The organism is Paenibacillus sp. J53TS2, from assembly GCF_018403305.1.
GTDB classification, from domain to species: domain Bacteria; phylum Bacillota; class Bacilli; order Paenibacillales; family Paenibacillaceae; genus Fontibacillus; species Fontibacillus rhizolycopersici.
Genome location: NZ_BOSK01000009.1, coordinates 140,991 through 166,097, shown reverse-complemented (window position 1 = coordinate 166,097; position 25,107 = coordinate 140,991). Strand labels below are relative to the sequence as shown.

Annotated in this window: 25 protein-coding genes; 5 read left to right on the top strand and 20 right to left on the bottom strand. The window is 54.6% G+C overall.

All coding sequences use genetic code 11. From position 1 onward, the window contains the following. Positions 1 to 274: 274 nt before the first annotated feature. The 14 genes from KJS42_RS18690 to KJS42_RS18625 all read right to left on the bottom strand — a co-directional run bounded on the left by KJS42_RS18690 (position 275) and on the right by KJS42_RS18625 (position 11,745). Positions 275 to 1,567, bottom strand: coding sequence for a homocysteine synthase (locus KJS42_RS18690; RefSeq protein ID WP_213623761.1), 1,293 nt, complete (start codon positions 1,565 to 1,567; stop codon positions 275 to 277). Between the two features lie 150 nt (positions 1,568 to 1,717). Continuing rightward, entirely contained in the window at positions 1,718 to 2,578 is an 861-nt protein-coding gene (locus tag KJS42_RS18685; RefSeq protein WP_213623760.1) for an ATP-binding cassette domain-containing protein, read from the bottom strand. Continuing rightward, positions 2,575 to 3,447 (bottom strand): hypothetical protein, encoded by an 873-nt coding sequence (locus tag KJS42_RS18680; RefSeq protein ID WP_213623759.1) that lies wholly within the window; start codon positions 3,445 to 3,447, stop codon positions 2,575 to 2,577. The genes KJS42_RS18685 and KJS42_RS18680 overlap by 4 nt, the downstream gene beginning before the upstream one ends. Further along, positions 3,431 to 4,051, bottom strand: coding sequence for an RNA polymerase sigma factor (locus KJS42_RS18675; RefSeq protein ID WP_213623758.1), 621 nt, complete (start codon positions 4,049 to 4,051; stop codon positions 3,431 to 3,433). Before KJS42_RS18675 ends, KJS42_RS18680 begins: the two co-directional genes overlap by 17 nt. A 27-nt stretch (positions 4,052 to 4,078) precedes the next feature. Further along, positions 4,079 to 4,813 carry a hypothetical protein gene (locus tag KJS42_RS18670; RefSeq protein WP_193417816.1) on the bottom strand — a complete coding sequence of 245 codons (735 nt, stop codon included), beginning with the start codon at positions 4,811 to 4,813 and terminating at the stop codon, positions 4,079 to 4,081. After that, a complete protein-coding gene (locus tag KJS42_RS18665) occupies positions 4,794 to 6,968 on the bottom strand; it encodes an ABC transporter permease (protein WP_213623757.1) in 2,175 nt (724 codons plus the stop codon). Before KJS42_RS18665 ends, KJS42_RS18670 begins: the two co-directional genes overlap by 20 nt. Beyond that, a complete protein-coding gene (locus KJS42_RS18660; protein WP_155607836.1) occupies positions 6,968 to 7,855 on the bottom strand; it encodes an ABC transporter ATP-binding protein in 888 nt (295 codons plus the stop codon). The genes KJS42_RS18665 and KJS42_RS18660 overlap by 1 nt, the downstream gene beginning before the upstream one ends. A 189-nt stretch (positions 7,856 to 8,044) precedes the next feature. Further along, positions 8,045 to 8,695, bottom strand: coding sequence for a deoxyribose-phosphate aldolase (deoC, locus tag KJS42_RS18655; protein ID WP_244868547.1), 651 nt, complete (start codon positions 8,693 to 8,695; stop codon positions 8,045 to 8,047). An 82-nt stretch (positions 8,696 to 8,777) separates the two neighbouring features. Next, a complete protein-coding gene (gene def, locus KJS42_RS18650) occupies positions 8,778 to 9,359 on the bottom strand; it encodes a peptide deformylase (protein ID WP_155607834.1) in 582 nt (193 codons plus the stop codon). After that, on the bottom strand, positions 9,352 to 9,543 hold the full coding sequence (locus tag KJS42_RS18645; protein WP_155607876.1) for a helix-turn-helix transcriptional regulator: 192 nt from the start codon (positions 9,541 to 9,543) through the stop codon (positions 9,352 to 9,354). Before KJS42_RS18645 ends, def begins: the two co-directional genes overlap by 8 nt. Positions 9,544 to 9,611: 68 nt before the next feature. Continuing rightward, complete coding sequence (locus KJS42_RS18640) at positions 9,612 to 9,971, bottom strand: hypothetical protein (protein WP_167521274.1); 360 nt, start codon at positions 9,969 to 9,971, stop codon at positions 9,612 to 9,614. Between the two features lie 109 nt (positions 9,972 to 10,080). Next, the gene (locus KJS42_RS18635; protein WP_193417808.1) at positions 10,081 to 10,347 is read right to left on the bottom strand and encodes a YqkE family protein; all 267 of its coding nucleotides are present in this window, start codon (positions 10,345 to 10,347) and stop codon (positions 10,081 to 10,083) included. A 70-nt stretch (positions 10,348 to 10,417) separates the two neighbouring features. Next, positions 10,418 to 10,987, bottom strand: a complete 570-nt coding sequence (locus KJS42_RS18630) for a TetR/AcrR family transcriptional regulator (RefSeq protein WP_213623755.1) — start codon at positions 10,985 to 10,987, stop codon at positions 10,418 to 10,420. 2 nt (positions 10,988 to 10,989) lie between these two features. Continuing rightward, positions 10,990 to 11,745 carry an MBL fold metallo-hydrolase gene (locus KJS42_RS18625; RefSeq protein ID WP_213623754.1) on the bottom strand — a complete coding sequence of 252 codons (756 nt, stop codon included), beginning with the start codon at positions 11,743 to 11,745 and terminating at the stop codon, positions 10,990 to 10,992. Positions 11,746 to 11,911: 166 nt separating this feature from the next. On the opposite strand from KJS42_RS18625, the gene KJS42_RS18620 reads away from it, so the two are divergent. Next, positions 11,912 to 12,544 (top strand): LysE family transporter, encoded by a 633-nt coding sequence (locus KJS42_RS18620; protein WP_213623753.1) that lies wholly within the window; start codon positions 11,912 to 11,914, stop codon positions 12,542 to 12,544. Between the two features lie 2 nt (positions 12,545 to 12,546). Here KJS42_RS18620 and KJS42_RS18615 read toward each other — a convergent pair whose 3' ends face one another. Next, entirely contained in the window at positions 12,547 to 13,941 is a 1,395-nt protein-coding gene (locus KJS42_RS18615) for an amino acid permease (protein ID WP_213623752.1), read from the bottom strand. Between the two features lie 169 nt (positions 13,942 to 14,110). Beyond that, on the bottom strand, positions 14,111 to 16,339 hold the full coding sequence (locus tag KJS42_RS18610) for an MMPL family transporter (RefSeq protein ID WP_213623751.1): 2,229 nt from the start codon (positions 16,337 to 16,339) through the stop codon (positions 14,111 to 14,113). Positions 16,340 to 16,484: 145 nt separating this feature from the next. On the opposite strand from KJS42_RS18610, the gene KJS42_RS18605 reads away from it, so the two are divergent. Continuing rightward, the gene (locus KJS42_RS18605; protein ID WP_213623750.1) at positions 16,485 to 17,102 is read left to right on the top strand and encodes a TetR/AcrR family transcriptional regulator; all 618 of its coding nucleotides are present in this window, start codon (positions 16,485 to 16,487) and stop codon (positions 17,100 to 17,102) included. Positions 17,103 to 17,126: 24 nt separating this feature from the next. Beyond that, entirely contained in the window at positions 17,127 to 17,426 is a 300-nt protein-coding gene (locus tag KJS42_RS18600; protein WP_193417796.1) for a hypothetical protein, read from the top strand. A gap of 62 nt (positions 17,427 to 17,488) precedes the next feature. Here KJS42_RS18600 and KJS42_RS18595 read toward each other — a convergent pair whose 3' ends face one another. Next, positions 17,489 to 18,943, bottom strand: a complete 1,455-nt coding sequence (locus tag KJS42_RS18595; protein WP_213623749.1) for a SulP family inorganic anion transporter — start codon at positions 18,941 to 18,943, stop codon at positions 17,489 to 17,491. 232 nt (positions 18,944 to 19,175) lie between these two features. Next, positions 19,176 to 20,108, bottom strand: a complete 933-nt coding sequence (locus tag KJS42_RS18590) for a manganese-dependent inorganic pyrophosphatase (protein ID WP_213623748.1) — start codon at positions 20,106 to 20,108, stop codon at positions 19,176 to 19,178. A 273-nt stretch (positions 20,109 to 20,381) separates the two neighbouring features. Between KJS42_RS18590 and KJS42_RS18585 the strand changes: the two genes are divergently transcribed. Next, positions 20,382 to 21,068 carry a response regulator transcription factor gene (locus KJS42_RS18585; protein WP_155607823.1) on the top strand — a complete coding sequence of 229 codons (687 nt, stop codon included), beginning with the start codon at positions 20,382 to 20,384 and terminating at the stop codon, positions 21,066 to 21,068. Continuing rightward, a complete protein-coding gene (locus KJS42_RS18580; protein ID WP_213623747.1) occupies positions 21,065 to 22,663 on the top strand; it encodes a sensor histidine kinase in 1,599 nt (532 codons plus the stop codon). Before KJS42_RS18585 ends, KJS42_RS18580 begins: the two co-directional genes overlap by 4 nt. A 262-nt stretch (positions 22,664 to 22,925) precedes the next feature. On the opposite strand, the gene KJS42_RS18575 is transcribed toward KJS42_RS18580, so the two are convergent. Together KJS42_RS18575 and hflX are read right to left on the bottom strand one after the other, a co-directional pair. Beyond that, positions 22,926 to 23,396 (bottom strand): GNAT family N-acetyltransferase, encoded by a 471-nt coding sequence (locus tag KJS42_RS18575; protein ID WP_155607821.1) that lies wholly within the window; start codon positions 23,394 to 23,396, stop codon positions 22,926 to 22,928. Between the two features lie 129 nt (positions 23,397 to 23,525). Continuing rightward, a complete protein-coding gene (hflX, locus tag KJS42_RS18570) occupies positions 23,526 to 24,806 on the bottom strand; it encodes a GTPase HflX (RefSeq protein WP_213623746.1) in 1,281 nt (426 codons plus the stop codon). Positions 24,807 to 25,107: the final 301 nt, after the last annotated feature.

Here is a 25,107-nt window from a genome sequence, read left to right as displayed (position 1 = left end):
TTAAGTCACTTGCGTTGAGAATGAAAATTATTGTTAACCCCCTAAAAATGGCACAAGCTGCCCCGGGATCTTCCCGGAGCAGCTCACAAATGAGAACGATAATCATTTTTGTATCAGGACAATAATTTTGGCTTAGTGAAACTTTACTTTTATTTTATGCCAATTCTCCCGTCTTGTAAACACCCCACCTTGCCCCATCCAAACGCAAAAAAAGCCGCTGACCGGGACGGATATCACCGTATTCCCGATTCAGCGGCTTCAGTATAATAGCGGATTAGGCCTGGCTGGCGGCGATCGCCTGCTCCAAATCATAAAGGATGTCGTCGATCGACTCCGTCCCCACGGATAAGCGAATCAAGCCCGGTGAGACGCCGGCGGCTTGTTGCTCCGCTTCTCCCAACTGTTGGTGCGTGGTGCTGGCCGGATGGATGATCAGCGACTTGGAATCGCCGACGTTGGCCAAATGCGAGAACAACTTCACGTTTTCGATCAGCTTGCGCCCGGCATCCACGCCGCCGCGGATTTCAAACGTAAGGATGGCGCCTTGGCCTTTCGGCAAATATTTCTGCGCAAGTTCGTAAGATTCGTGACTCGGCAGCCCGGCGTAGCTGACCCACTCAACCTGTTCATGCGCTTCCAGGTACTGCGCCACTTTCAAAGCGTTTTGGCTGTGGCGTTCCACGCGCAGATGCAAAGTTTCAAGCCCTTGCAGCAGCAGCCAAGCATTAAACGGAGATAACGAAGCGCCCATATCACGCTGCAGCTGAACGCGAGCTTTAATGATGTATGCCAGCGGACCAACCGCTTGTGTGTAAACGACGCCGTGATAGCTTGGATCGGGTTCGGTCAGGCCCGGGAATTTGCCGCTGGCAGCCCAATCGAACTTACCGCTGTCCACGATGATGCCGCCGATCGAGGTGCCGTGTCCACCGATGAATTTGGTTGCCGAATGCACGACAATGTCCGCACCGAAGTCGATCGGACGCAGCAAGTATGGGCTTGGGAACGTATTGTCGACGATCAGCGGAATGCCATGCTCATGGGCAATCGCGGCTACCGCCTCGATGTCCAGCACATCGCCCTTCGGGTTGCCCAGCGTTTCGGCGTATAACGCCTTCGTCTTGTCCGTGATCGCGGCGCGGAAGTTTTCCGGATTCGAGGAATCCACGAACTTTACGTTAATGCCCAGCTTGGGCAGCGTTGTCGAAAACAGGTTAAACGTGCCTCCGTACAGCGTCGTGGAAGAAACGATTTCATCGCCCGCTCCGGCGATGTTCAAGATGGAGAAAGTGATCGCTGCCTGGCCAGAGGCCGTTGCGAGCGCCCCAACGCCGCCTTCAAGCGCAGCCACGCGTTTCTCGAACACGTCGTTGGTCGGGTTCATAATCCGGGAATAAATGTTGCCGAATTCCTTCAAACCAAACAGGTTAGCCGCATGCTCGGTGTCCCGAAAACCGTAGGACGTCGTTTGATACAGTGGAACCGCCCGGGAGTATGTAGTGGGGTCGATCTCCTGACCCGCGTGGATCGCCAGTGTTTCCGGGGCATATTGACGCTCTTCAGACATTGATAATTCCTCCTTTAAGATGTTGTTCAAAAAATCATCTATCCATGATGAAATTTTGAATTGGCACTTTATCGTGCAGAGTTTTTTCATATTCTCTCACATCTCATGGAATTTGAAAATAGGAAATCCGATAATTTTTATATGAATTACTCAGATTGAGCTATCCAGTTGATATTTGCGGATAAAATACGCATCCTCGAACGTTGGCGCGCATTCCCTTAGTCCCGGGAAAGGGGGATCCTGCCCTACCAACTTGACATAGATTCCTCCCAACGTTTCCCGAAACTCGATCAAGCCCGCCTCCGGACAACGGTCGAATTGCTCACGCGTTAGGTTCCCCTCCCAAAGTGGGTAGGGAAGATCCGCCAACCAGGACGTTCTGCCTCCGTAAAAGCGTACTTTTCCCCGATCCAGCCAAAGCACGTGATCGGCCGCCTCCTCCCATTCGCTCAGCTCGTGTACTGCCGCTATCACCGTTCGCCCTTCCGCATATCGGTTCAAGTAGGTGATCGCCAGCTTCCGCTCTCCGGTATCCATGCCGTTCAACGGCTCGTCCAAGAATAGGAATCTCGGGGCGGCCAGCAGCGACTGAGCCAAAGTCACCCGCCTCTGCACGCCTCCGGACAACCGCTTGATCTTGATGTTCCGATAAGACTCCAGTCGAAAATCACGGAGCAGCTCGCCGGTCCGCTCGGAATGGAATACCCCCTTCATCTCTGACAAGTACAGAAGCAGCTTAGTGGGAGTCATATTTTCGTACAGTTCGATTTCCGACGGCACATAACCGATCTGGCTGCGCACTAGCGGTAAATCGGACAAAGCGGACCGCTCCTGGTACAGGATTTCCCCCTTGTGAGGCAGGCTCACCGTTGCCAACAACTCCAGCAAAGTGGTTTTCCCTGCTCCGTTGACCCCAACGAGCAGGGTTAATCCCGGCTTCAATTGCAGCCGGTCAATTTGAAGAACAAACCCGCCGACAGGGCGTTCCCGCAGCCCCTCAATGCGAATCATGGCCGCGTACCGCCCTGTGCCGCGCCAGTCTGCAAGTTCCGACTGCGGATATACGAGCGGAACAGCAGAAGGGTGCCGACCAGCAGGAAAGCGATGTTCATCGCGATCCCTACTCCTGCTCCTGCTCCCGTCCCGGCATTCAAATGGATAACCGAGGTCTGGTCGATGAGGAGCAGCCAGAGAGCGTATACGCCTCCCGCGGACATAACCCCCGCCTTATGGCCGTAACGAAATAAAGCGTACATCGCTACCCCTCCGGTAAGCAGGGATATTCCTAACCATTCCAGCAAAAAGGGGATAAACGGCAACGCAGCTTCCCCCGCGGAAGCCACGCGGATGCTCACCGCCACGGAGCTTACCAATGCCCAGCCGACGACCAGCGCCATGACCATCAGCATCCGGCTGTAAATGACCAATGCCGGCGGGTAGGGCGTAACGCTCTCGATGGCGCGCATCCCCCGGTCCCAGGTGCGGTAGCTATACAGCATCGACGCGATCAGCATAAGCGGCGTGATCAGCGAGAACATGCTGGGCATACCGTCTCCCAACAGCCAATTGGACAGAGGCTGCTTCGGATCAACCAAAAATACCAGCATCAAAAACACGGCTGCCCCGGTCAGCATCAACGAAAGGCGGTTCATTTGAAATTGACTACGCAGCAATCGGCCCAGGGACGGCGGTTCGACCCGCGCGTTAAAATCAAGGGATGCGGCGGCGTTTTGCGCTTGAAGGACGGCGAATTCCGGCTGCAACGCCTCGATTAACGCCGCGGTATCCAGCGGTGTTGGACTCGGTTGTAGCGCCTGTCGCAACGGCTCGCGAAGCTCCCGCTCCAATCGCTCTAGTTCTTTATCAATGGATGGTTCCATGCGTCGGCACCTCACTTTCCTCTTCGCGTATTTTTTTGACTTCCCAGTCCGAAAAAGAAGGGTCGGCCGTGCGAGATAACGCCCGCTTCAGCTTGCGCAACCCCCCGTACAGATGCGATTTGACCGAGCTCAGCGGCAGCTCCAGTAGCTCGGCGATCTCTTGCAGCTTCAAGTCATGGAAGAAGCGCATGCGCACCACCTCTTGCTGCACCTCCGGCAGCTGAGTCATCGATTCGGCCAACTGCTGCACCGTTTCCTGCCGTTCGATCAATTCCTCCGCCCTTGGCGCCGGATCGGCATCCTCCGGCATCGTATCCGTGCCGGCGTATTCCGAACGGTAAGAGGCGCTGCGCCAATAATCCCGGCATAAATTGAGCGCTACTTTATAGAGCCAGGGGCGAAGCTGTTCCATCCCGCCATGCCGCTTGAGATGGCGGATCAACCGGATAAACGTCTCCTGGACGATGTCCTCCGCTTTGCCTCGATCTTTCAATTGGCTCGCGACATAGGACAGCAGCGGTCCATGGTACCTCGTAACCAGCAACTCGAACGCTTCCTGGTCGCCGGCGGCCATTCGCTCGGCCAGCAACGAGTCCGATATCATGATGTTTCCTCCCCCTTTGCATTTCTCTTATTCCTCTTCCACACTGATCCAACGTTCCCTCTTCCCAATCAACCAGACGGCAAAGGCAAGCAAGATCAACGATGCAATCAACAAACCGATCCGATTGTGCGGAAAGGAATAGGTTTTTTTCAAATAACTTGCGTATAACGTCCATCGCCCCAACCATTCTCCCGAGCTCATCGTATCGAGTACCCAAACGGCAAAGCCCAACACTAATCCTCCGTAGATCCGGCGAAACGCAATGATTCCGGCGGTACTTAAGGAGATCAACAGCACGTAAGCCGGGAGGTTCTGAAGAATCAAGGAACCGGCAGTCATCTCAGCTTGAGGAATCACCTCGGCGCCATTCCAAGGATACCGAAGCGTCCAAATCCCCCCGAAATGCCAAGCATAGACCGACATCAGGACCATCCCTAACCCCGCTGTTAATAGGATGGACATCAGCCATCTTCGGAACGCCAGCATCCTTAACGAAATGGGATACGTGGCGATGACCTCCATGCCGCCTCCTCCGATTTCCCGCTGAAATAGCAGCAGGGGAATGATGATCGCCAGGGAAAACAGGGCCATTTCCGAGAAATAATACACATTTCTTGGGCGACCGGGGTCACTAAGTACGATGCTGAGGATATAGACGGCGAACAGCAGCAGCGCCAGCCAAGCCATCGGTTGTTTCTGTACTTTTAGCTCCAAGGTCACTCCGCGGAACCAGCTTCGAGCGTCAGTTCGCAACTGCATCATGCATCACCCGCTTCCATTCCCGTTCCCATTCGTCATACGGAATCGGTCTAGGTCCACCCTCTGCGTCGGCTTGATTAGGGATTTCCAATCCAAGCGCGTAGAAATGGTTTAACACCTCTTTCACCTGCTTGTTCTTCCCTTCATCCAGCGCCCCGGCTACTTGTGCCGCCATCCGCAATCCCACGTGATCCGGATCGGCATCTTCCGAAGGATCAAACAAGTTGTACAACAGGCCGCCCCCAGAACCTTGCTTCAAATCATCGGCGGTATACCCTTTATACTCTCGGTAATACATATACCACATCAAGGCGCGAAGCTGCGGACGCACATCTTCGGAAGCCTTCAGAATGTCCATTTGCCCTTCGCTCGTGCCGAGCAGCATCGAGTTCATCAGTTGGTCTGCGAAGTATTCCACTTCGCTCACCAGCCAGATCAAATAATAGGTTTTATTCTCCATTTCAAGGGAGTGATTATTGTTCATCGACAGCATCAGCACTTGATCCAGTTTAGGATCCAAATGGTTGACCCATCCGGCAAAATAAACATACTCCCCGGCCCATTCTTCCAACAGCTTTTCGGCCGTCTTGACGTCGTAGGGCGTAGTCACGAGGCGAACCGGCAGCTTCGGGTTGCTCACTTCTTCAAACTCCCCACTGTAAAAGCGGACGAACGCCGTCGATTTGCCTTCGAACACTTGGCCTTCGCGAGTCTGTTCCTTTTGTTCCAGATTTCCGTACAGCTTGGATGCAAACCCGGACGTGGAGATACGGAAAATGGCGGGCGGAAGGCGCCAGCCGCCATAATCGGCCGCCACCTGCAAAGAATCCTCGTAACTGTTCTTCATATAAACCGGAAAATCCCCCGGCAGTGGATACCATGCGACATAGCCGGGAAGGAAAACGTTCTCCCCCTTAACAAAAGCCAAGTAGGATCCCTCGGTATAATTCTGCGCCACGTAATCCATAACCTTTCCGGTATATTCCATCTCGACTTGGACGGTCTCGTCTGCGGTCAAAGGAGCGGATAATTGGACCGTAAGCTTCTCTCCCTCATGCGTGAACGGAACGGGAGAACCCGACACCGCCAACCGTTCTATATGGAACGTACGATTGAGCGTGAACAGCAACTCGCCGCGCCCTGTTAACTGGCCTGCCGGAATTTGCAGCGCCGCTTTGATTTTCAACCGATCATCTGACTCCCGTTGCAAGTGGATATCGTACCGCTCGATCTGAAACGTTTCGACTTTCTGGTCTTGGATCGCTTCCACCGTCTTAACGGCAGGATCTCTGAGTTTCTCATGCAATCCGGCATAACGTTCGCCCCAAATGGAGAGGTAGGGTATAAAGGCTCCGGCCGCCAGCAGCAGGGCTAAACCTCCAGCCACCCAATTGCTTCGGCGAAAGGCAGTCGGGCGCAACCGGTTGAGCAGGAGCACGCCCGCCGTCAACAGCAGTAGCGTAAACGCCAGTACAAACCAGCGGGAGGCCGCCAGTTCGTCTGCGATCAGGCGAATGCCCCACGTTTCGGCATCGGAATCCCCGGTCACGAACAGCTGATTGAGATGGAACGTACGCAGCACGTACCATTTGTTACGGTCCAACAGGAACATATCCAGAAAGAACGTTCCAAACATCCAGGCGCAAAAAGCGATCAAATAGACGGCCCGATTGGCGATACAAATGGCGAGCAGCATCGCCAGCGCCAAGGTCACCAGATAGGAAACCTCGAAGGTTAGCAGATAATAAACCGCAAATTCCCGGGTGATTGTAAACGCTACGTCCATCCTCGCGGAGTTCCAGACGAACGCGGCGCCGGCCAGCACCGAAAATATCGTGAAATACAGTACCCCTGCCATATATTTCGCTGAAATCCTGGACATATAGGACACCGGCAGCGCCCCATTCCATTCATAGGAGGTACGGCGAATGTCTCGACGGATCGTCAGCACGCCAAGGAGCATCGTCAGCCCCAGGCTCATCGTGTGCAGCAGCGTCAGGCTGGTGTACGAACGTTGAAAAAACAAAATTTCACGTCCTGGCAGCCGTTCAAGATTCCAGAACACGAGCAGGCCGAACACGAGCGGCAAACCCAGCAGCCACCGGTTTCCGAACAGCATGCGAAGCTCGAATTGAAACAGACGTCTCCATTTGTCCATTACCGAGCCGCCCCTTCCATCAAGCCCGTTCGCAGCAGGGCCAAATACCCGTCCTCCAGGGTTGGTGGAACGAGCGCGGCCTCTTGGGCTACCTCCAGCGGCGCTTCGCCGATCATGCGGCACAACAGGCCGCCTCCCGTCGGACGCGTGGACACGACGGACATCGGATCAAGCCGGGCAAACTGGCTCTCGCTTAGGCGAACCTCCCACACCTTGCCGCGTCCGAACTCTTGCAGCTCGGATAACTCCCCGGACAGCTTGACTCTCCCTTTATCGAGGACGGCGATTTGGCGACAGTTGCTTTCGATGTCGGCAACGATATGCGTCGACAGCAGCACGATCCGTCCCAGACTGAAGCGGGTCAACAGATTGCGGAAGCGGACGCGCTCCTCGGGATCCAGTCCAGCCGTGGGCTCATCCACGATCAGGACCTGCGGCGAACCCAGCAGCGCTTGGGCAATGCCGAGTCGGCGTTTCATGCCGCCGGAATAGGTCTGCACTCTTTTTCGCGCCTTATCCTGCAAATTTACTTGCTCCAGAAGAGCCTCAATCTCCGCTTTGCGTTTCTTCTTGTCCGTCATTCCTTTCATCACCGCAACATAGTCGAGGTATTCTACCCCCGTCAGTTGCGGGTAAACCTGAAATTGCTGCGGGAGATAACCGATCATGCGGCGGATCTCCTCCGCCTGGCGCAGCGAGACGCCAAACAGCGTCGCCTCTCCCGAAGTAGGTGGCGTGAGCGTGGCCAATATGCGCATCAGCGACGATTTCCCGGCACCATTGGGGCCCAGAAGCCCCACCATACCTTCGTTTAGCGTTAAGGTGACATCATCTAGCGCTAGACCGCCGCGCGTATATTTTTTGGATAAATGATCAATTTGTATCATACTGTTCCTCTTTTCCAAGCGTTTTATCAAGTGACGCCTTCCGCGGGAGGCATCTGTAGCTGTAACGGAAAGCGTCCATAAAAAGTTTGGATCAACGAAAAAAGGGTGCTATTTCCACACCCGCTCTGGAATAGCACCCTGTTTCTCCCTCATGTAGCCTTCTTGAGCCGGCCAAGGCCGGACCTTGTCTTAATAGCTGTTTTGGCTGGTTTGCCCTTGGGCGATAGCCACACCGGCACTCGTGCCCAGGCGCGTTGCCCCCGCCTTAATCATCGCTTCGGCATCAGCCAGCGAACGCACGCCGCCAGACGCCTTCACGCCGACGTTTGGACCCACCGTTTTGCGCATGAGCTCGACCGCTTCCACCGTCGCCCCGCCGGTCGAAAATCCGGTTGATGTTTTGACGAAATCGGCTCCGGCTTCGACGGATAACTTGCTGGCCCGGACAATCTCCTCGTCGGAAAGCAGACAGGTTTCAATAATAACCTTCACCAGCGCTTTCCCGGCAGCAGCTTGGACAACCCCGGCGATATCGCGGCGGACGAATTCGTCGTCACCGTCTTTAAGCGCACCGATGTTGATGACCATATCGACCTCGCCGGCCCCCTCGGAAATGGCATGGCTGGCTTCAAACGCCTTTACTTCCGGAGCCGAAGCACCCAGGGGGAAGCCGATCACGGTGCAGACTTTCACTGGAGTGTCTTTCAAGACCTCCGCAGCGGTCTTCACCCAAGTCGGGTTAACGCAGACGGAAGCGAAGCCGTATTGCTTAGCTTCTTCAGCCAGCTTGATGATGGCGGCGCGTCCGGCGTCCGCTTTCAGAAGGGTATGATCAATCATGGCAGTAATGGATTGGGAATGAGTGGACAAGGGAATTCCTCCGTTCGTTTTTTCGAATCTATATTTCTGACTGTGCGGATCCTCAATATAAACTGGAGATCGTCACGCCGCTTGGCAGCTTAAACGGATGCTCCGTATTGATATGATCATAAAACATGATACCGTTCAAATGGTCGATTTCATGTTGCATCACGATGGCGTCAAAACCTTTGAAACGCAGCTTAACCTCGTTGCCCGCCTCATCGCAGGCTTTGATCTGAACCTTCTCATAACGCGGTACGAATCCCTGCACCGGCCGATCCACCGACAAGCAGCCTTCGCTCTCCGGTAAATACGTCATTGCCTGGGAATGGCTGATGATCTTCGGATTATACATGGCGATCGGCCGATCCTGACCGTTCTCGTCCGTCAGTAAAGCGGCAAACATCCGCTTATTCAGCCCAATCTGGTTCGCCGATAATCCCACTCCTGCGCGCAGCTTGTATTTCTTCGCCATCTCCGGATCCTGGCTGTTCTTCAGGAACTGCAACATCGCCGCCATTTCCTCGCGGTCTTCCTCGGTTGGGGGAACACTGACGGGTTCCGTCACCACTCTAAGAATAGGTTCCCCTTCTCTAACAATGTCATCCATCGTAATGATGTAATCGCGGTTGAATTTACTCATAAATAAACAGTTCATCCACCTTCGTCTGCAAAATATGCGCAAGCCTGAATGCAAGCTCAAGCGTCGGGTCGTACCGGTTATTCTCCACGCTATTGATCGTTTGGCGCGTCACGCCGCATTCTGCGGCCAGCTCGTTCTGGGTTAAACCCAGTCGCTTTCGGAGCTGCTTGATCTTATTGTTCATCGGCACCACCAGAATGTCAAAAGTTTTGGACTTCACCATGGTATCACGACCCTATTGACCTGTCAAAATCAAGATCTCATCTTGATTCCCCAGACCGAGTCCTTCTGGAATCCAGCCGCTTCACGCAACGCCGGAAGCCGCTCATCCTCCGGATAATGCTGTTCCAAATACCGGACGTAAGCCTCGCGCAGGCGGATTTCCTGATCCAACTTGTTATATTCGCTCGGATGCTTCTCCAGCCGCGCCAATGCGGCATCCCAGCGTGCCAGATCCGCCTTCGTCGTCCGGCCTTTCCGAGTCCGCTCCGAAAGCGAGGTTAACTCTTCATAAGATTCCCGAAGCTTGGCCGAATATTTGAACTTTTGGTTAAACAAACCCAATACCACGATGAATAGAAAAAAAACGATCCACGCCCCGATATGCTCCATTCGCCGTTGCTCCCTTCGCTTTTTAAGCAAAAATAAAAGCTCCCGCTGCCAGGAGCCGCCATACCTTCGTTCTTTGCTATAGCTTCATCGCCATTGTCGTATCATCGTTTTATTTATATTTGTGCCAGTCCAGTTCGCTCGTATTTAACAGGTGTTCGAAATCATTGTCGAGCCGTTTCTGCTCGGCACGACGCGCTTCCTCTTTGCGTACGCGCGCCTCCTCCTGACGTCGTTCCTCATCTTTCTTCAATTCATTAGCCTGCGCCTTCAGCTTGGCCAGCGTATCCTCGCCAAGCAGATCCTTCAGCGTAGCCGGTTTATCCGCCGCCGGATTGGCCGGCGTGCCTGGCCCGGAACGTCCCTTCTTCTTGCCCATGGATGCTTCACCTCGGTTCCGACGATCCTCTGTAGTTCAAGCCTAAAGTATCATAGTCGAAAAAACGTTGTCAATACGACGTGATTTGGTCCAAACCGCTGAGGAACAAGCTGAGATTGAACTCCAGACTCTCCCCTAACTCGAGCGGCAAGCCAAACGCGCCGCGACGTTCCAGGGAGGCGAAGCCGTGAATCAGACTTCGCAGCCCGCGCACGGTGTGCAAGGCTTGATCCTCTCTTAATGAGTAGCTGCCGAGATAACGCAGGATCAGATCTACGATGCGCCCTCCAGCTGCCTGCAACGCCGGATCCGGACCAGGTGCGGCCTGCGCCGCATCGTACAACCCGGGATAGGCATAAGCAAAATTAAGATACGTCTTGGCAAACCGGTGGATCGCCGCTCTCCCCGTTGCTTCACCGGTGGAAGTCGAAATATGCTCATAAAGCCGATTTAGAGCGTATATGGCCAATTCCGTGCGAATTTGTTCCAGGCCACTCACATGGTTATAGAGAGAAGGCGGCCGAATTCCCAATTTCTTGGCGACCGAGGTGATCGTCACGGCCTCCAACCCCTCCGCATTTGCCACATCTACGGCAGCCATCAGCACCGCCGTGCTGTCAATCCCGATTCTTGGCGACATGCTCAATCCCCCTTCCGGCCGGTCTCAGCCGGTGTAGTTGTTGGCTGCACCGTTCCTTGTGCACGTTCGGCCGCCGCGATCGCCTTGGCTATGGCGGCGGCCGGCTGCTCCAACACCGGCCCGTGTCCGACCGCCAATAGCGATGGCTTTAGGCCGGCCAGCTTGCGGGCGCTCGCTAACGCGGTTTCCTTATGCCAGGTGGCGAGCGCCGGAAACGGGAACATCGGGCGAACAGTGCCACTCACCGCGATACCCGCCCGGGTTTGGAAGGCGTCGCCCGCGACAAGCGCGCCGCTGCGCGTGTCGAGCAAGGCAAACGATCCCGGCGTATGGCCCGGAGCCGCCACGGCCAGCAACGAACCGATCCGATCCCCATCCGTAAACGTGACATCCGCTCGGGTGATCAGCTTCTTCGGTACCCCGCCGCGGATCGGGGAGGTCGGTTCGCCCGGATCTAGCGAAACGTCGCCGTCCATCAAACGCGCATCGCGAGCAGATACATGCACCGCTACCTCGGGAAGCTTCGCCTTCAAGGCATCCAGCGCCCCGACGTGATCGTCATGCACATGCGTGAGGATGATGCGTGTCAGCGGTTTGCCGATTTCTTGCACGGCCTGAAGGATCCCTTTGGAACTATACGGCAAAGCCGCGTCGATCAGCGTAACGCCATCCTCTTCCTCCACCAAATAACAATTCACCGGAAACAACCGGGGCATAAACGACAGTTGCAGAAGCTGTCCAACCTTCGTTATTTTCATAAGATAATCGCCTCTTTCCCATTAACTAATACCTTTAGTTTTAGTTTAAACTAATGCCATTAGTTTTGCAAGCAGGTTTTCACCTATTTTGAAGTCGTACAAGCGTGCCTGGCCGAATATGCTGTACAAGCAGCTTCATTTTATTTCAACAGTTGGAGGTTTCGCAATGAACAGCTTTCTTAGCTATGTACTGCTTGGTTTATCTTTATCCGCCCCCATCGGGCCGGTGAATGCAGCTCAATTGGACAAAGGCATTCGCGGCGGGTTCCTGCACGCCTGGTTCGTTGGGCTTGGCGCCCTTTCTGCCGATTTGGTGTACATGCTGCTCGTTTACTTTGGCGTGGTTCACTTCCTGAATACCCCGTTCATGAAAACTTTCCTTTGGTTGTTTGGTTTCTTCGTGCTCACCTATATTGGGATCGATAGCCTGAAGCAAGCCGGCAAAATCCCAGCGGGCGAAATGAGAGGCAGCGAGCCGCTGCGGAAATCGTTTTTATCCGGATTTCTCATGTCCGTCAGCAACCCGCTGTCCATCTTATTCTGGCTAGGGATTTACGGTTCGGTATTGGCTCAAGCGTCAGCAAATATGCAAACCCAGGATCTGATCATGAACAGCGGCGCCATTATCGTTGGACTGCTGCTCTGGGATTTTACCATGGCCGGGTTTGCTAGTGTGTTCCGCAAGTTGCTCACGAACCGGATTTTGGTCCTCGTTTCGGTAATGTCGGGCGTGTCCTTGATCGGCTTCGGACTTTATTTCGGCTATAAAGCCGCCTTGCTGCTTGCAGAGCGACTATAAGTTTACGTCGTCCGCTTGGGACGCAGGACCAGCGATTTGGCCTGTCTCCCTCTCCGCTTGGCTTGCTTCTTCGGCTTCCACACGACAAACTGCATAATTAGCGTCACGATCCCGATCACGCCGACAAACGCCAAACTCCCCCAAAAGCCCGGCCGGCTCGTATCATGAAATAACGTTCCTGTCACCGCCAATACGATCAAGATCATACCGCCCCATCGTTTGATCTGTCCAAACGCACTGAGTTTGAGGAGCTTACCTGAAGTAACCAAGATAAAAAACCAGTTATAAAGCAGCAGTAATCCGGCTGAGGTCGTAATGTACTCATAAATGCGCCCCGGCATCACGAAAGACAGCACCACGGAAGCCGCAAGTCCAACTGCGGTTAAGCCGATGGCGTAAAGCGGCCGCCCCCGCCAAGCCTTACCGGCAAATAGCGGCGGTGCATCCTTGTCTTTCGCAAGTGTGACTAGCATGGTTGTCACTGCATACAACGAGGCCACCATCGTGGAGAAACCAGCGACAATCAACACGCCGTTAAACACATGAGGGATAAAGGGCAACGGGTATTTGCCTAGGGCCGTAACGAATGGGCTGCGCTTGGGGTCGATAGCGTTCCATGCAACCATGGTGACTGCAAGCCCCACCGAGAGCAAATAGACCACCGAGAGCAACAGCAACATGATCGTTCCGGACTTCGGGGCTTCTTTCGGATCCCGTAACCGAATGGCCATCATCCCCATCACCTCGATGCCACCGAAAGCGTAAAACGCAAAGATGAAACCCGACCATAAGCCCATTCCCCCGGCTGGAAAAAAAGTCTTCGCGGTATGCGGGAATTCCGGCGCTTTGCCGCCCCCTCCGGGAATCCAGCCCATTAACGCGGCTCCCGCAACGACCAGGAACATCAGGATCGCGGCAATTTTGATGACCGACAGGATATTTTCCATCGAATCGAACACCTTGTTGCCGAGTAAAATGACACCCAGCCCCAGCACGGCATATCCGATCGCAAAGATCCACATCGGCACACCGGGGAACCAGAAACGCGAGAACAGGGATAACGCGGTGAGTTGGCTGCCCATGATGAGGAGTTCCGAGCTCCAATAGACCCAGCCGCTGCCAAAGCCCGCCCAGCGTCCAAAGGCTCGTTTCGCATAGGAACGGAAGGATCCCTGCTCCGGTCGATCCGCAGTCATGCGAGCCAACACCTCAAATACTGTGTAGGTGCCAACCGCAGCCAACAGGAACGCGATCAGGATGGATGGACCCGCCATACGGATTCCGATGCCTGACCCAAGAAAATAGCCGGTGCCTATCGTCGAAGCCACTCCCAGCAAGGAGAGTTGCCACCAGCGTAAATCTCCTTTTTTCCCCTCTGCGTTTTCCACCTTCGCCATTCTCTTTCCCCCGTTTCATCGAATTTCTTCGTTCCTGCCATCCCCCTATTGTGCGACGGGGAACAGGAAATATGTAACCCTCGTTTTAGTAAAAAAAGCACCTGAGGCCTCGCCAACAGCAGCGAAACCCCAAGTGCTATGCTCTTACTTTATCGCACGAATCGGTATGTCATTTGGCTGTGTCTTCGACCGACTCCTGCCCAAGACGCCCTTCTTTAGACGGCCAGAAGGCCGCTTTGCCGAGCAGCATCGTGATGGCAGGCACAAGGAACGGACGCACGAGGAACGTGTCGAGCAAGACCCCCACTGCCGCGATGATACCGAACTGTACCAGCACTTGAATCGGCAGCGTGGCCAATACCGCAAACGTTCCGGCCAGGATCAGACCGGCCGAGGTAATGACATTCCCAGTTTCATTGACGCCTTCACGGATCGCATCCTTCAGCGGCATCACCTTACGTTTCTTCCAAATGCTCGAGATCAAGAAGATGTTATAGTCTTCGCCAAGCGCGACCAGGAACACGAACGCATACAGCGGGATCAGCCCTTGGATCGCAGCGTTACCCATTAGGTCGTGGAGGACAACCCAACCGATGCCGAGCGCGGCGAAATAAGATAATACGACAGTTAGGATCAAGTAAACCATGGCGACGATCGAGCGGAGATAGACGAGCAGCAGCAACGCGATCAGACCGATAACGATCGGAATAATGACCTTCGTATCGCGAGCATTGGTGTTCTCAGTATCGTATTGTGTAGCGGTTTGCCCGCTGATCCATACCTTATTCTCCGGTTCGCCGATACCTTCGTCCGCCAGCAGGCTTTCCGCCGTCTGCCGAAGCTCTGGAATATGCTTCATCGCTTCGTTGGAATACGGATTGACGTTCAATTGCAGCTCAACGGCCCGGATATCGGGGTTGGTCTTGCCATCGGCCGGTGTAGATACCTGACTGACATAAGGCAAGCTGCTGAACGTGCCTTGCAGATCGATGTCCTTCCCTTCCGTTTCCACCATCAGCTTAACCGGAGCCAATTCCCCCGGCGTAAATTTATCGGCGATCACTGCAAATCCTTCCCGAGAAGGCGTATCATCCGGGAAGGAGGAGAGCAGGTCGACCGTGTATTCGATTCGGGTCGCCTGAGAAGCCAATACTCCCAGAAGCAGCGTCGTCACGATAAAAATCGTCCATGGCCGCTTCGTTACCGTTCGGCCGATCCAACCGGCCGAAGCTTTGGACTTGGGATGGCGATTGGGTTTCCCCCGGCGTTTGGCCCGTTCCGTTTGCATTTCCGGCGTGCGTGGAATAAACGGGAAGAACGAGGCGCGGCCCAAAATAGCCAATAGCGCCGGTACAAGGGTTAAGCTGGCAATCCCCATGATCAGGATTGACAAGCTAAACGGGACGCCAAAACGCTGCACCGAACCGTATTGGGCTAACAGCAGCACCAGCAGAGCAATCACGACGGTAAATCCGCTCATGGCAATCGCGCCCGAAGAGCCTTTGACCGCAGCGGCCAGTGCTTTCGACTTCTCCTTTTCTTCCGTCAACAGCTGCCGGAAATGGGAGATCAAGAACAAACAGTAGTCGGTTCCCGCCCCGAACAGCAGCACGGTCATAATTGAAATGGCCTGCGAGTCAACGGTAATCCAACCCTGCTCCGCCATTTTGCCAAGGATCGGTCCGGCTACGCCGTAAGCAAAACCAACGGCGATCAACGGAATGATGGCCAAGATCGGCGAACGGTAAATAAGCAGCAGCAAAATCAGCACGATCAAGACGGTGGCGATCATCAGCGAAACGTCGGCGCTCGAGAACAACCCCACCGCATCGATCGAAATTCCGGCCGGTCCGGACACTCGGGCAACAAGCCCCTGGTCTCCGAGCTTAGCGTCAAACGGATCTTTCTCAAAGATCGTCTCCGCTTGGCTGCGGATCTCTTCCATGCCGGTCTTCATCACATCGGTTTCCGCCCCCTTGGCGAAGAAGAACGGAAGCACCCACGTCGTGCCGTCTTCGGAAGCCTGTTGCTTGAGCGCCGGCAGCGGCATTTGTTCGAGCGGGAGCACGAGCTCCATCCCTTCCAACGGATTAGCCGTGAAATACGACGTCAGTTCCTGCAAGCGGGTGTAATCCTCATCCGTCAACCCGCCTTCCCGCGTCCAGACTGTTAAGGCTGGAATGCCGCTGTCGCTGGGGAACTCCTGCTCCGCCAGCTGTTCGGCTATCACGGAGGGCTGGTTCGCGTCCAAATTGGCCGCATTGTTCCGCTCCATCGAGTTTACGCTGGGCCATACGGCGCTTAATCCGCCGGCAAGCAAAATCCAAACGGCCAGCGTAATCCACTTGGATCTTCGGCCAGCCACAAGTTGGGACAGTCGACCAAGTATTTTATCCATTTATGATTCCATCTCCCTTTCTTTATCGTAGGCTCACGTGATTTACATCACTCTGAATATTAATTATATATACCGGAAGGTTAATTATCAAACAAAAAATATGATATAATGTTTGCTCAGTACAAGTTGCTCGAGGTGATGAAGGTTGACTCAGCCGCATAAACGTTCCTTGGGACGGCCCGTCCAGCAGCCGGACGCCTTGGCGACGTCCGAGCAGATCCTGCGTACCGCGTCCCTCTTGTTCATGGAGAAGGGGTATAAATCCGTATCCATGAACGAGGTCGCAGAGCAGTGCGGGATCACGAAAGCTAGCGTCTATTATTATTATCCGACCAAACAAGATTTGTTTGTTGCCTCCGTGGCAACGACGCTTGCGCGGGTAAACGGACGGATCCGGAAGCTGCTGATAGAGCCCGGCACGTTTCGGGAAAGACTACTTCAAATTACAATGAACTATTTAAGAATCCCTCGGGTTCACATGGACGAGATGTTCCGTAACATTCAGCATCATTTGTCCGGAGAGCAGCAGGAGACTTTAATCCGCCATGAAAACGATCTGTACGAGACGCTACGCGAAGGGTTTGCCCAAGCTGCCGAGTCAGGCGAAATCGTCTGCAGCGACCCGAACCTGGTCGCCCATCTGTATGTTTCTATGCTGCGGGTGGGAGAACGCCAATATGCCGACAAGAATAAGCTGTTTCCTTCGGCGGAACAGGCGGCTGAAGCGATCGTTGCCTTTTTGTGGAGAGGGATTCATAACTAAAACAGCAAAGGAGGAGGAAGGGCTGTGGCATTCGGCGTGTCGCGAGAGGAATTGGAGGCATGGAAACAGACGGTGGCCCGCGGAGAGATCGGATTCTTGACTCATTTTTGGCTGGATCCACGTTTTCCCGAAGCCAAGACGGTCACCAAGGTCGGCTGTTCCGATCTGGAGCGGCTCAAAGCCTGGTGTGAGGCCCACGACCTTCCCACTCGATATATTCATCACCGTTCGCCATTCCCCCATTTCGACCTGATTGGGCCGAAACAACGGGAAGTGCTGCGGGAGGAGGGGCTTTGGGATCAACTGGAGCGATTTCGCCTCTAATAGATATAGATAAAGGCTGCTCGTAGGGTTCATCCCCTGCGAACAGCCTTTTTTGTCGTTCATTAATGCCCTGAAGGAGCAGATAACCCTACCCGTTCGATCAGTCTCGTGCTCTCCTCGTTTAATCCGATGATGCGGATTTCCTTGCCCAGTTGATGATATTTGAGAATCAGTTTCGAAATCGCGTTCACGGCCGACTGATCCCATACATGCGACTTCGAAAAGTCCACCGCCACCCGCTGCGGATCGCCGGCTGCATCAAACTCCTGCAGAAAATGACTCACCGTTCCGAAGAAGAGCTGTCCGGCGACGACATAAGTTTTGGCTCCTTGCTCCTCACGGACGGAAGTCCGGATTCGGGCCATTTTCCAGGCGAAGGATAACGCGCTGAGCAAGACGCCCATCCCCACGCCGATGGACAGGTTATCCGTCGCAACCACGGCCACCACCGTCACCACCATGACAAGGGCGTCCGACACGGGAACCTTGCGAAGCGATGTCAGGGAATTCCAATCAAAGGTGCCGATCGATACCATAAACATGACGCCAACAAGCGCCGCCATCGGAATCTGTTGAACTACGTCCCCTAAGACGATGACCAAGAACAGAAGGCCCGAACCAGAGACCAACGTCGACAGCCTCGTCCGACCGCCGGATTTCATGTTGATCATCGACTGCCCGATCATAGCACAGCCCGCCATCCCCCCGAAAAATCCAGTCACGATATTCGCCAACCCTTGGCCCTTCATTTCACGGTTCTTGTCACTTGATGTATCCGTGATCTCATCGATCAGCGTTGCGGTCATGAGCGATTCTAACAGCCCTACGAATGCTAGCGACAACGACACCGGGAAGATAGTCTTCAGCATGTCCCAGGTGATTCCAACTTCGGGAAGATGGAACGCCGGCAACGCTGACGTTATTGCGCCCATGTCGCCGACCGTTCTCACATCCAGATGCAGTGAGATGGTTAATACGGAGACCGCGATGATCGCAACCAGGGCGGAAGGAACCGCTTTGGTCAATCGCGGAAATAGATAGATGATCGCGAGCGTTAACGCCACTAACCCGTACATCAGCCAACCTTGTTTCTCGAAATGGGTGAGTTGCGCCATAAAAATCAAAATAGCTAATGCATTCACAAACCCGGTCATCACCGGATGCGGCAAGAAGCTGATGAATCGGCCCAATTTCAGATAACCCATGATGATTTGCAAAACCCCAGCCAAAACCGTGGCCGCAAACAAATACTCGATTCCATGTTCGCGAACGAGTCCGCCCATCAGCAGCGCCATCGCGCCGGTAGCCGCAGAGATCATGCCCGGCCGCCCGCCGGCGAACGCAATCACGACAGCGATACTAAAGGAAGCGTACAACCCAACCATGGGGCTCACGCCGGCCAGAATCGAGAACGCAATCGCCTCAGGGATCAAGGCAAAAGCTACCGTCAGACCGGACAACACATCACTTCGGGAGTTGGAAAACCAAACCCGTTTTATATTCAAATGATGAAGCAAGTAAAAATCCCCCTCTTTCTTAAATCACAAACAGGACCGGTGCAACGCGCAACGTCCTAGATTATAGTAAAGATCGAATCGCCGCTCAAACCTCCAACCCTGCATTTAAGCGCTTAAGTGTGGGAATTGCTCGGCTTTCCTACCTGCAGCCCCGGAATACTTTAAAATTTGACTAGTTACATAACAAAAAGAACCCTGCCGTCAGGCAAGGCTCTCGGTCATTCAGAGAATATTATCGTTTATTGAAGATGTCCGTCAGCACCGGCACGATTTGCGATTTGCGGGATACGACGCCCTTCAGCACCGCTTTGTTGTCGGTAAGCTTCACATTATAAGCTTGTTCCACTGCATCGGCTGCCTTCCCCAGAGCCAAACCAACGGAATCATTGTTCAGGATGTCGGTCACGACAAACAAGAACAGATCCAGACCTTTGCTGGCGATGATGCCGTTCAGAGCCGCCTCAACTTCGCTTTGGCGGGACAAGACATCGTTCACATCCACTGCGTTCACCTGAGCGATTTCCACTTTGGCTCCGCCCATTTCGAACTCTTTGGCATCCAGAGAAATGAGCTGTTCGATCGTCTTATCACTGAGGTCTGCTCCGGCTTTCAGCATGTCCAGTCCGTACTCCTCGGCGTTGACGCCAGCGATTTCGGCCAACTCACGCGCAGCGGCGACATCCTGCTCGGTGCAGGTCGGCGATTTGAACAACAGGGAATCGGAAATGATAGCCGATAGCATAAGGCCGGCGATGTTAGCAGGCACGGCTACGCCGTTTTCTTTGTACATTTTATTCAAAATCGTTGCGGTGCAGCCCACCGGTTCAGCCCGATAGTACAGCGGACCGCTCGTTTCGAAGTTGGCAATCCGGTGATGGTCAATGACCTCGGCCACACGTACCTGATCGATATCGGAGACGCTTTGTTGACGCTCGTTATGGTCGACCAGAATCACAGCCTTGACTTCACCGGCTACCGCTTCAACCAGACGAGGTGCTTCAAAACCGAAACGTTCCAGCGCAAACGCCGTTTCCCCATTGACGTTGCCCAGTCGTACGGGCTCCACGTTCCAGTCCAGCTTGGACTTCAGATCCGCATATGCGATCGCTGAACAAATCGTATCCGTATCGGGATTTTTATGACCGAAAATCAATACTTTTTCCATCTCATTACTCCCCTTTAACATGATTTCATGTCAAAAGTATAGCTTATTAACGGAGGAGCAATCAAGAGCGCAGCCCCGCGCGACTTCTGCGATTTACATCCCCGGACAAACCGGGTACGATCAACACATGGCTCTTTTGAGAGCTGAACTTTTTCCTTTGGTGCTCAGTCGACCTTCAGTCGGCATTCAGCAAACGCTCAGCATCATCTCGCATAATGGAGACATCAGCGTTGGATTGACAACGAATGGATAGGCGCAAGGGGGATGATTTCAATGAACCAAGTCAAAGGGGCAAAAGTGCTGCTAGTTGACGATGAACCTCATATTGTACAGTTCCTCGAGTTGGGGCTGCAAAACGAAGGTTTTGAGGTGCGTACTGCCGGCGACGGCATGAACGCGGTCGCGATCGCAGCCGAGTTTCAACCGCACGTCATCGTGCTGGACGTGATGATGCCGGGGATGGACGGCTGGGAAGTTTGCCGGCTCCTGCGGAAGAACGGCGAGAACGTGGCTATCATCATGCTGACGGCGAAGGATGAGGTGGAGGATCGAGTCAAGGGGCTGACCCTTGGCGCGGACGATTACGTCGTTAAACCGTTCAGCTTCGAGGAGCTGCTGGCCCGGATCGGTGCGCGTTTGCGCAATCAGTTTCCGGCGCTGTTCGGCGAAGTGGCTATCGGCCCGTTCCGCCTGAACGATCGCCGCAAGGAAATTTCCTATTCGGAGCGAGTGCTGGAATTATCCCCTACCGAATACGAGCTGTTGAAATATTTGGTGCTTAACCATGGGATCGTCTTGAGCAAAACGACGATTTTGGATAAAGTCTGGGGTTACGACTTCGGCGGCGAGGAGAATATCGTAGAGGTATACATTCGCTCTCTCCGCGAAAAATTGAATGATCAGGAGCATCGGCTGATCCGAACGCTGCGGGGCGCGGGCTACCGCGTCGATCTGCCATGAAGCCCCTTGCCGGCGGAAGCCGGACAAAGACTGGCGGAAAGCGGTTGATCAGAGGGCTGCGAAGCCGCTTCTCCCCGAGCTCGCTTCGCTTTCAGCTGCTATCCCGATCCCTGCTGTTGCTAGCCGCGCTCCTGATCCTGATCGGTGTATTTCAATACGTGATCATGAAAGACTTCTTATATAAGAACCAAGCCGAAACGATGGTCTCGCAGATGCGCGGCCCGCTCCGGGACGTATTCACGCGGGCGGGGCAACCCGCCGAGCATTGGGGCGCGCCGAAGCCGGAGGCGGATGCCGGCGGGATCGGGACGAGTGGCGATAAACCCAGTATCGGAGAAGGAGGCGGAGAAGAAAATGACGGGCGTCCTCCGCAATTGTTTATCCCTGACACCTCGCTGGCAATCATCAACAGCGACAGCGGGTTCATCGACTTAAACGCCGAATCCGGCGTAGCTGCACCCCGTCTTACCGATGCCGAATATGCCGCCTTGTTCGAAGGAGACACGCTCGGGCGACCGGGTCCGACGGGTTACCATGTCATCGAGGATGAGGACGGAAAGGAACAGTTGGTTGTCTTTCGTTCTGTCGGTTTGCCGGGTGAACAAGGCGAGAAATCCTGGCTCGTACAAATGGGCACCTATACTGCGCCACTGCGCGAAGTCGTGATGCGCCAACTGCTGACGTTCGTAGGACTCTCTCTTCTGGCGCTAGCCGGCGGACTAGCGCTATATCTGCCGATCTTACGCCGGGCCTTAACGCCGCTGAACCAAATGGTGCACACCGTGGAAGATACGAATGCCGGCAATCTCGGCAACCGATTCACGGCCGCATCCGGCCAATCGGAAATCGATCGACTAGGCGTCTCCTTTAACGGGATGATGGAACGGCTGGAGGAATCGTTCGAAGCCGAGCGCGAAGCCAAGGAACAGATGCGCCGGTTCGTGGCCGACGCTTCCCATGAGCTGCGGACGCCGCTCACTTCCATACACGGCTTCTTGGAGGTGTTGCTGCGAGGAGCCGCAAACCGGCCGGAGCAGCTGCACACTGCGTTGAACAGCATGCTGGGCGAATCGCAGCGAATGAAGAAGCTGGTCGAGGACCTGTTGACGCTTGCCAAGCTTGACCGAACCCCGGTCGTCCAGCGGACACAAGTGCGGCTGGACGAGGTGATCGCGGAGATGGAACCGCATCTACGGATGCTGGCCGGGGAGCGCGAGGTGCAGTTCGAACTCCAGCCGGGGCTGACCGCGATGTGCGATTGCGACAAGATCAAACAGGTGGTTCTGAACCTGTTCCATAACGCGGTGCAGCACACCGACCCACGGCAAGGGACGATCACCGTACGTCTATCAGGCTTGCCGAGCTGGGCCCAGCTGGAGGTGCGGGACAACGGCCCCGGGATCGCTGCCGAGCATCTGCCGCATGTGTTCGAGCGGTTTTACCGCATCGACGCCTCCCGCACGCGCAGTCAAGGCGGGGCCGGACTTGGGCTGTCGATCTCGCAATCGATCGTCGAAGCCCACGGCGGCGCCATCGAAGTCGACAGCGCGCCGGGCCAGGGCACGGCCTTCAAGGTGACGCTGCCGGCAGTCTAGCGGGAGCGGAAGCTATGCGGAAGCTATGCGAGAGCTATGCAGGTTAACGGCTAACAGACCGTGATGACGTTATTGGCCTATTTCCCGGACATTTCCCGGTGTAACGGACCCCAATGCCGTTATTCAGCTCCAGTTAGTGGATTGGTAACCCATTGGAGCAGAATAACGTTATCTCAATCCGTTAGATTTAAGAAAACATGCCGTTGCTGCTAATAACGTCTCTGAAGTCCGTTACAATGGCTACAATAAAAAGGATGCTGCATTATCGCAGCATCCCTTTGTATATTCCGGGCTCCGAGCCCTCGATGACGACCGCGCCGGTCGCCTTGGCGTAGAAATCCTTCGGGCCCGCTCCGCCGATCGCGGCATAACCGTATCCGTCCATTCGCATCAGATAGAGCGTATAGAGCAGCAGTTGTTTGCCAATGCCCCGGCCTCGCTCTTGCTCATCGACACCGGTCGGTCCGAAGAACCCTTTCATCGTGGTATCGTAGCAGGCGAACCCAAGCAGCTTGCCGTTCTCCGTGGCGATGATGCAGGTAATCGGCGCGCGGGCGAACCCCACTTCGCATTCGCTGACCCAGCGCATATCGAAGTGCTCGCCCACCCATTTCGAGACCACGTGCTTCTCCGGGGCAAGGGCCCGGCGGATGGTGATCCCGGTACGCGCCTCGTACTGCTCCACCGATTCGAACGGGGGCAGATCGTATAACTTTACTAACATATCGGACATGTTTGTTGATCTCCTTTGTTAGAAAGACGTGTTTTGAGGGCTATTATACGTCTTCCCCACTCATCCGACAACCGTTTTCGAAACGATCGCCGCGCATCGCCCCGGACCCAGGCACCTATCTATCTCCCGTCATTCTGACGCTTCGATCACATACTCCTGGTATCTTCCGTAGTCACTTTGCCGGCACTCCAAAGCCAGCTTCGTCCCTTCGGCTTCATAACTCGTATCCAGCACATTGGCGTGCTCGTTCAGATAAGACACCAGCGATCCTTTATCGAAAGGAATCAGCATCGTACATTTGATGTAGTCTTTGAAAATCCGGCCGCGAATTTCATTCACCAGCTCGGCGATCCCGATGCGGGGTTTGGCCGCGAGATAGATGATGTCTCCCTGTACGTCAGGGATCGCCTGATCCGTCCGATCGGACTTGTTATAGGCATAGATCGCCGGGATATCGGTGATGCCGATTTCTTTTAACGTCTGATGGGTGATTTCGATCATCCTTGCAAATTCCGGGTTGGAATAATCGACGACGTGAATCAGCAGATCGGCTTCGGAGACCTCCTCCAGCGTAGATCGGAACGCCTTGACCAGATGATGCGGCAGCTTGCTCACAAATCCAACCGTATCCGTCAGGAGAAACGCCTTGTTATCCTCCAGCGGGATATTGCGGACGGACGTCTCCAGCGTGGCGAACAGCATATCCTTCTCGAGCACCTGCTTCTCCTGACCGGGACTGTACGTCTCCAGCAGCGCATTCATGATCGTCGATTTGCCGGCGTTAGTATACCCGACAAGCGATACGACGGGCACGTCGTTCTTCTTGCGTTGCTTGCGCTGCGTTTGGCGGTGGGCAACCAGCGTCTCCAGTTCGCGGCTGAGCGCGGTGATCTTCTCCTCGATTCGCCGACGGTCGAGTTCCAGCTTCGTTTCCCCCGCACCGCGGTTCTTTGTGCCGACCCCGCCGCTCTGACGTCCTAGCGATTCCCGCAGCCCGATCAGCCGCGGCAGCATGTACTTCAGCCGGGCCACCTCGACCTGAAGCTGAGCCTCGCGGGTTTTGGCCCGCTCCGCAAAAATATCCAGGATCAGCAGCGTTCGGTCAATGACCTTGCACTGCAGATCGGACTCCAGGTTGCGGAGCTGCGACGGGGACAACTCGTCGTTGAAGATGACGAGATTCCCTTCGTGCGCTTCCATGAGCGCCCGCACCTCTTCGATTTTGCCCGTCCCGATATAATGCGACGGGGTAACCTTAGGCAGATTTTGCGTAAGCACGCCAACGACTTCAATGTCGCAAGCCTCCGTCAAATTAGCCAACTCTTCCATGGAATAGTCGAAATCCGCCTGATGATTCAAATTCACGCCAACCAAAATGGCTTTTTGGTCCAATGTTTGTTGTTCCGTCATATCTGAGTTCCTCCCTTTAGGAAAAAAATAAACACAGGCACGGCACCTGTGTTTACGCAAACGGTTCCCAAAACAGCCCGAAACCCACAAACTGAGGATATCGATCCCCGTTCGCGTTCCCGGCCAAATCAGGCATATTCTATTCTAAGGTTCCATACGGTTCCCTTTATCATAGCACACCTATCCCGTTCACCCTGCACAGGTGCAGAGCCTTTGGCAGTATTCAATTAGCCGCGCAAAGTGGTAAAACGGAATTTAATGTACAACACGGGGAACCCTCCGTTCTTTTCATAGTGATTCC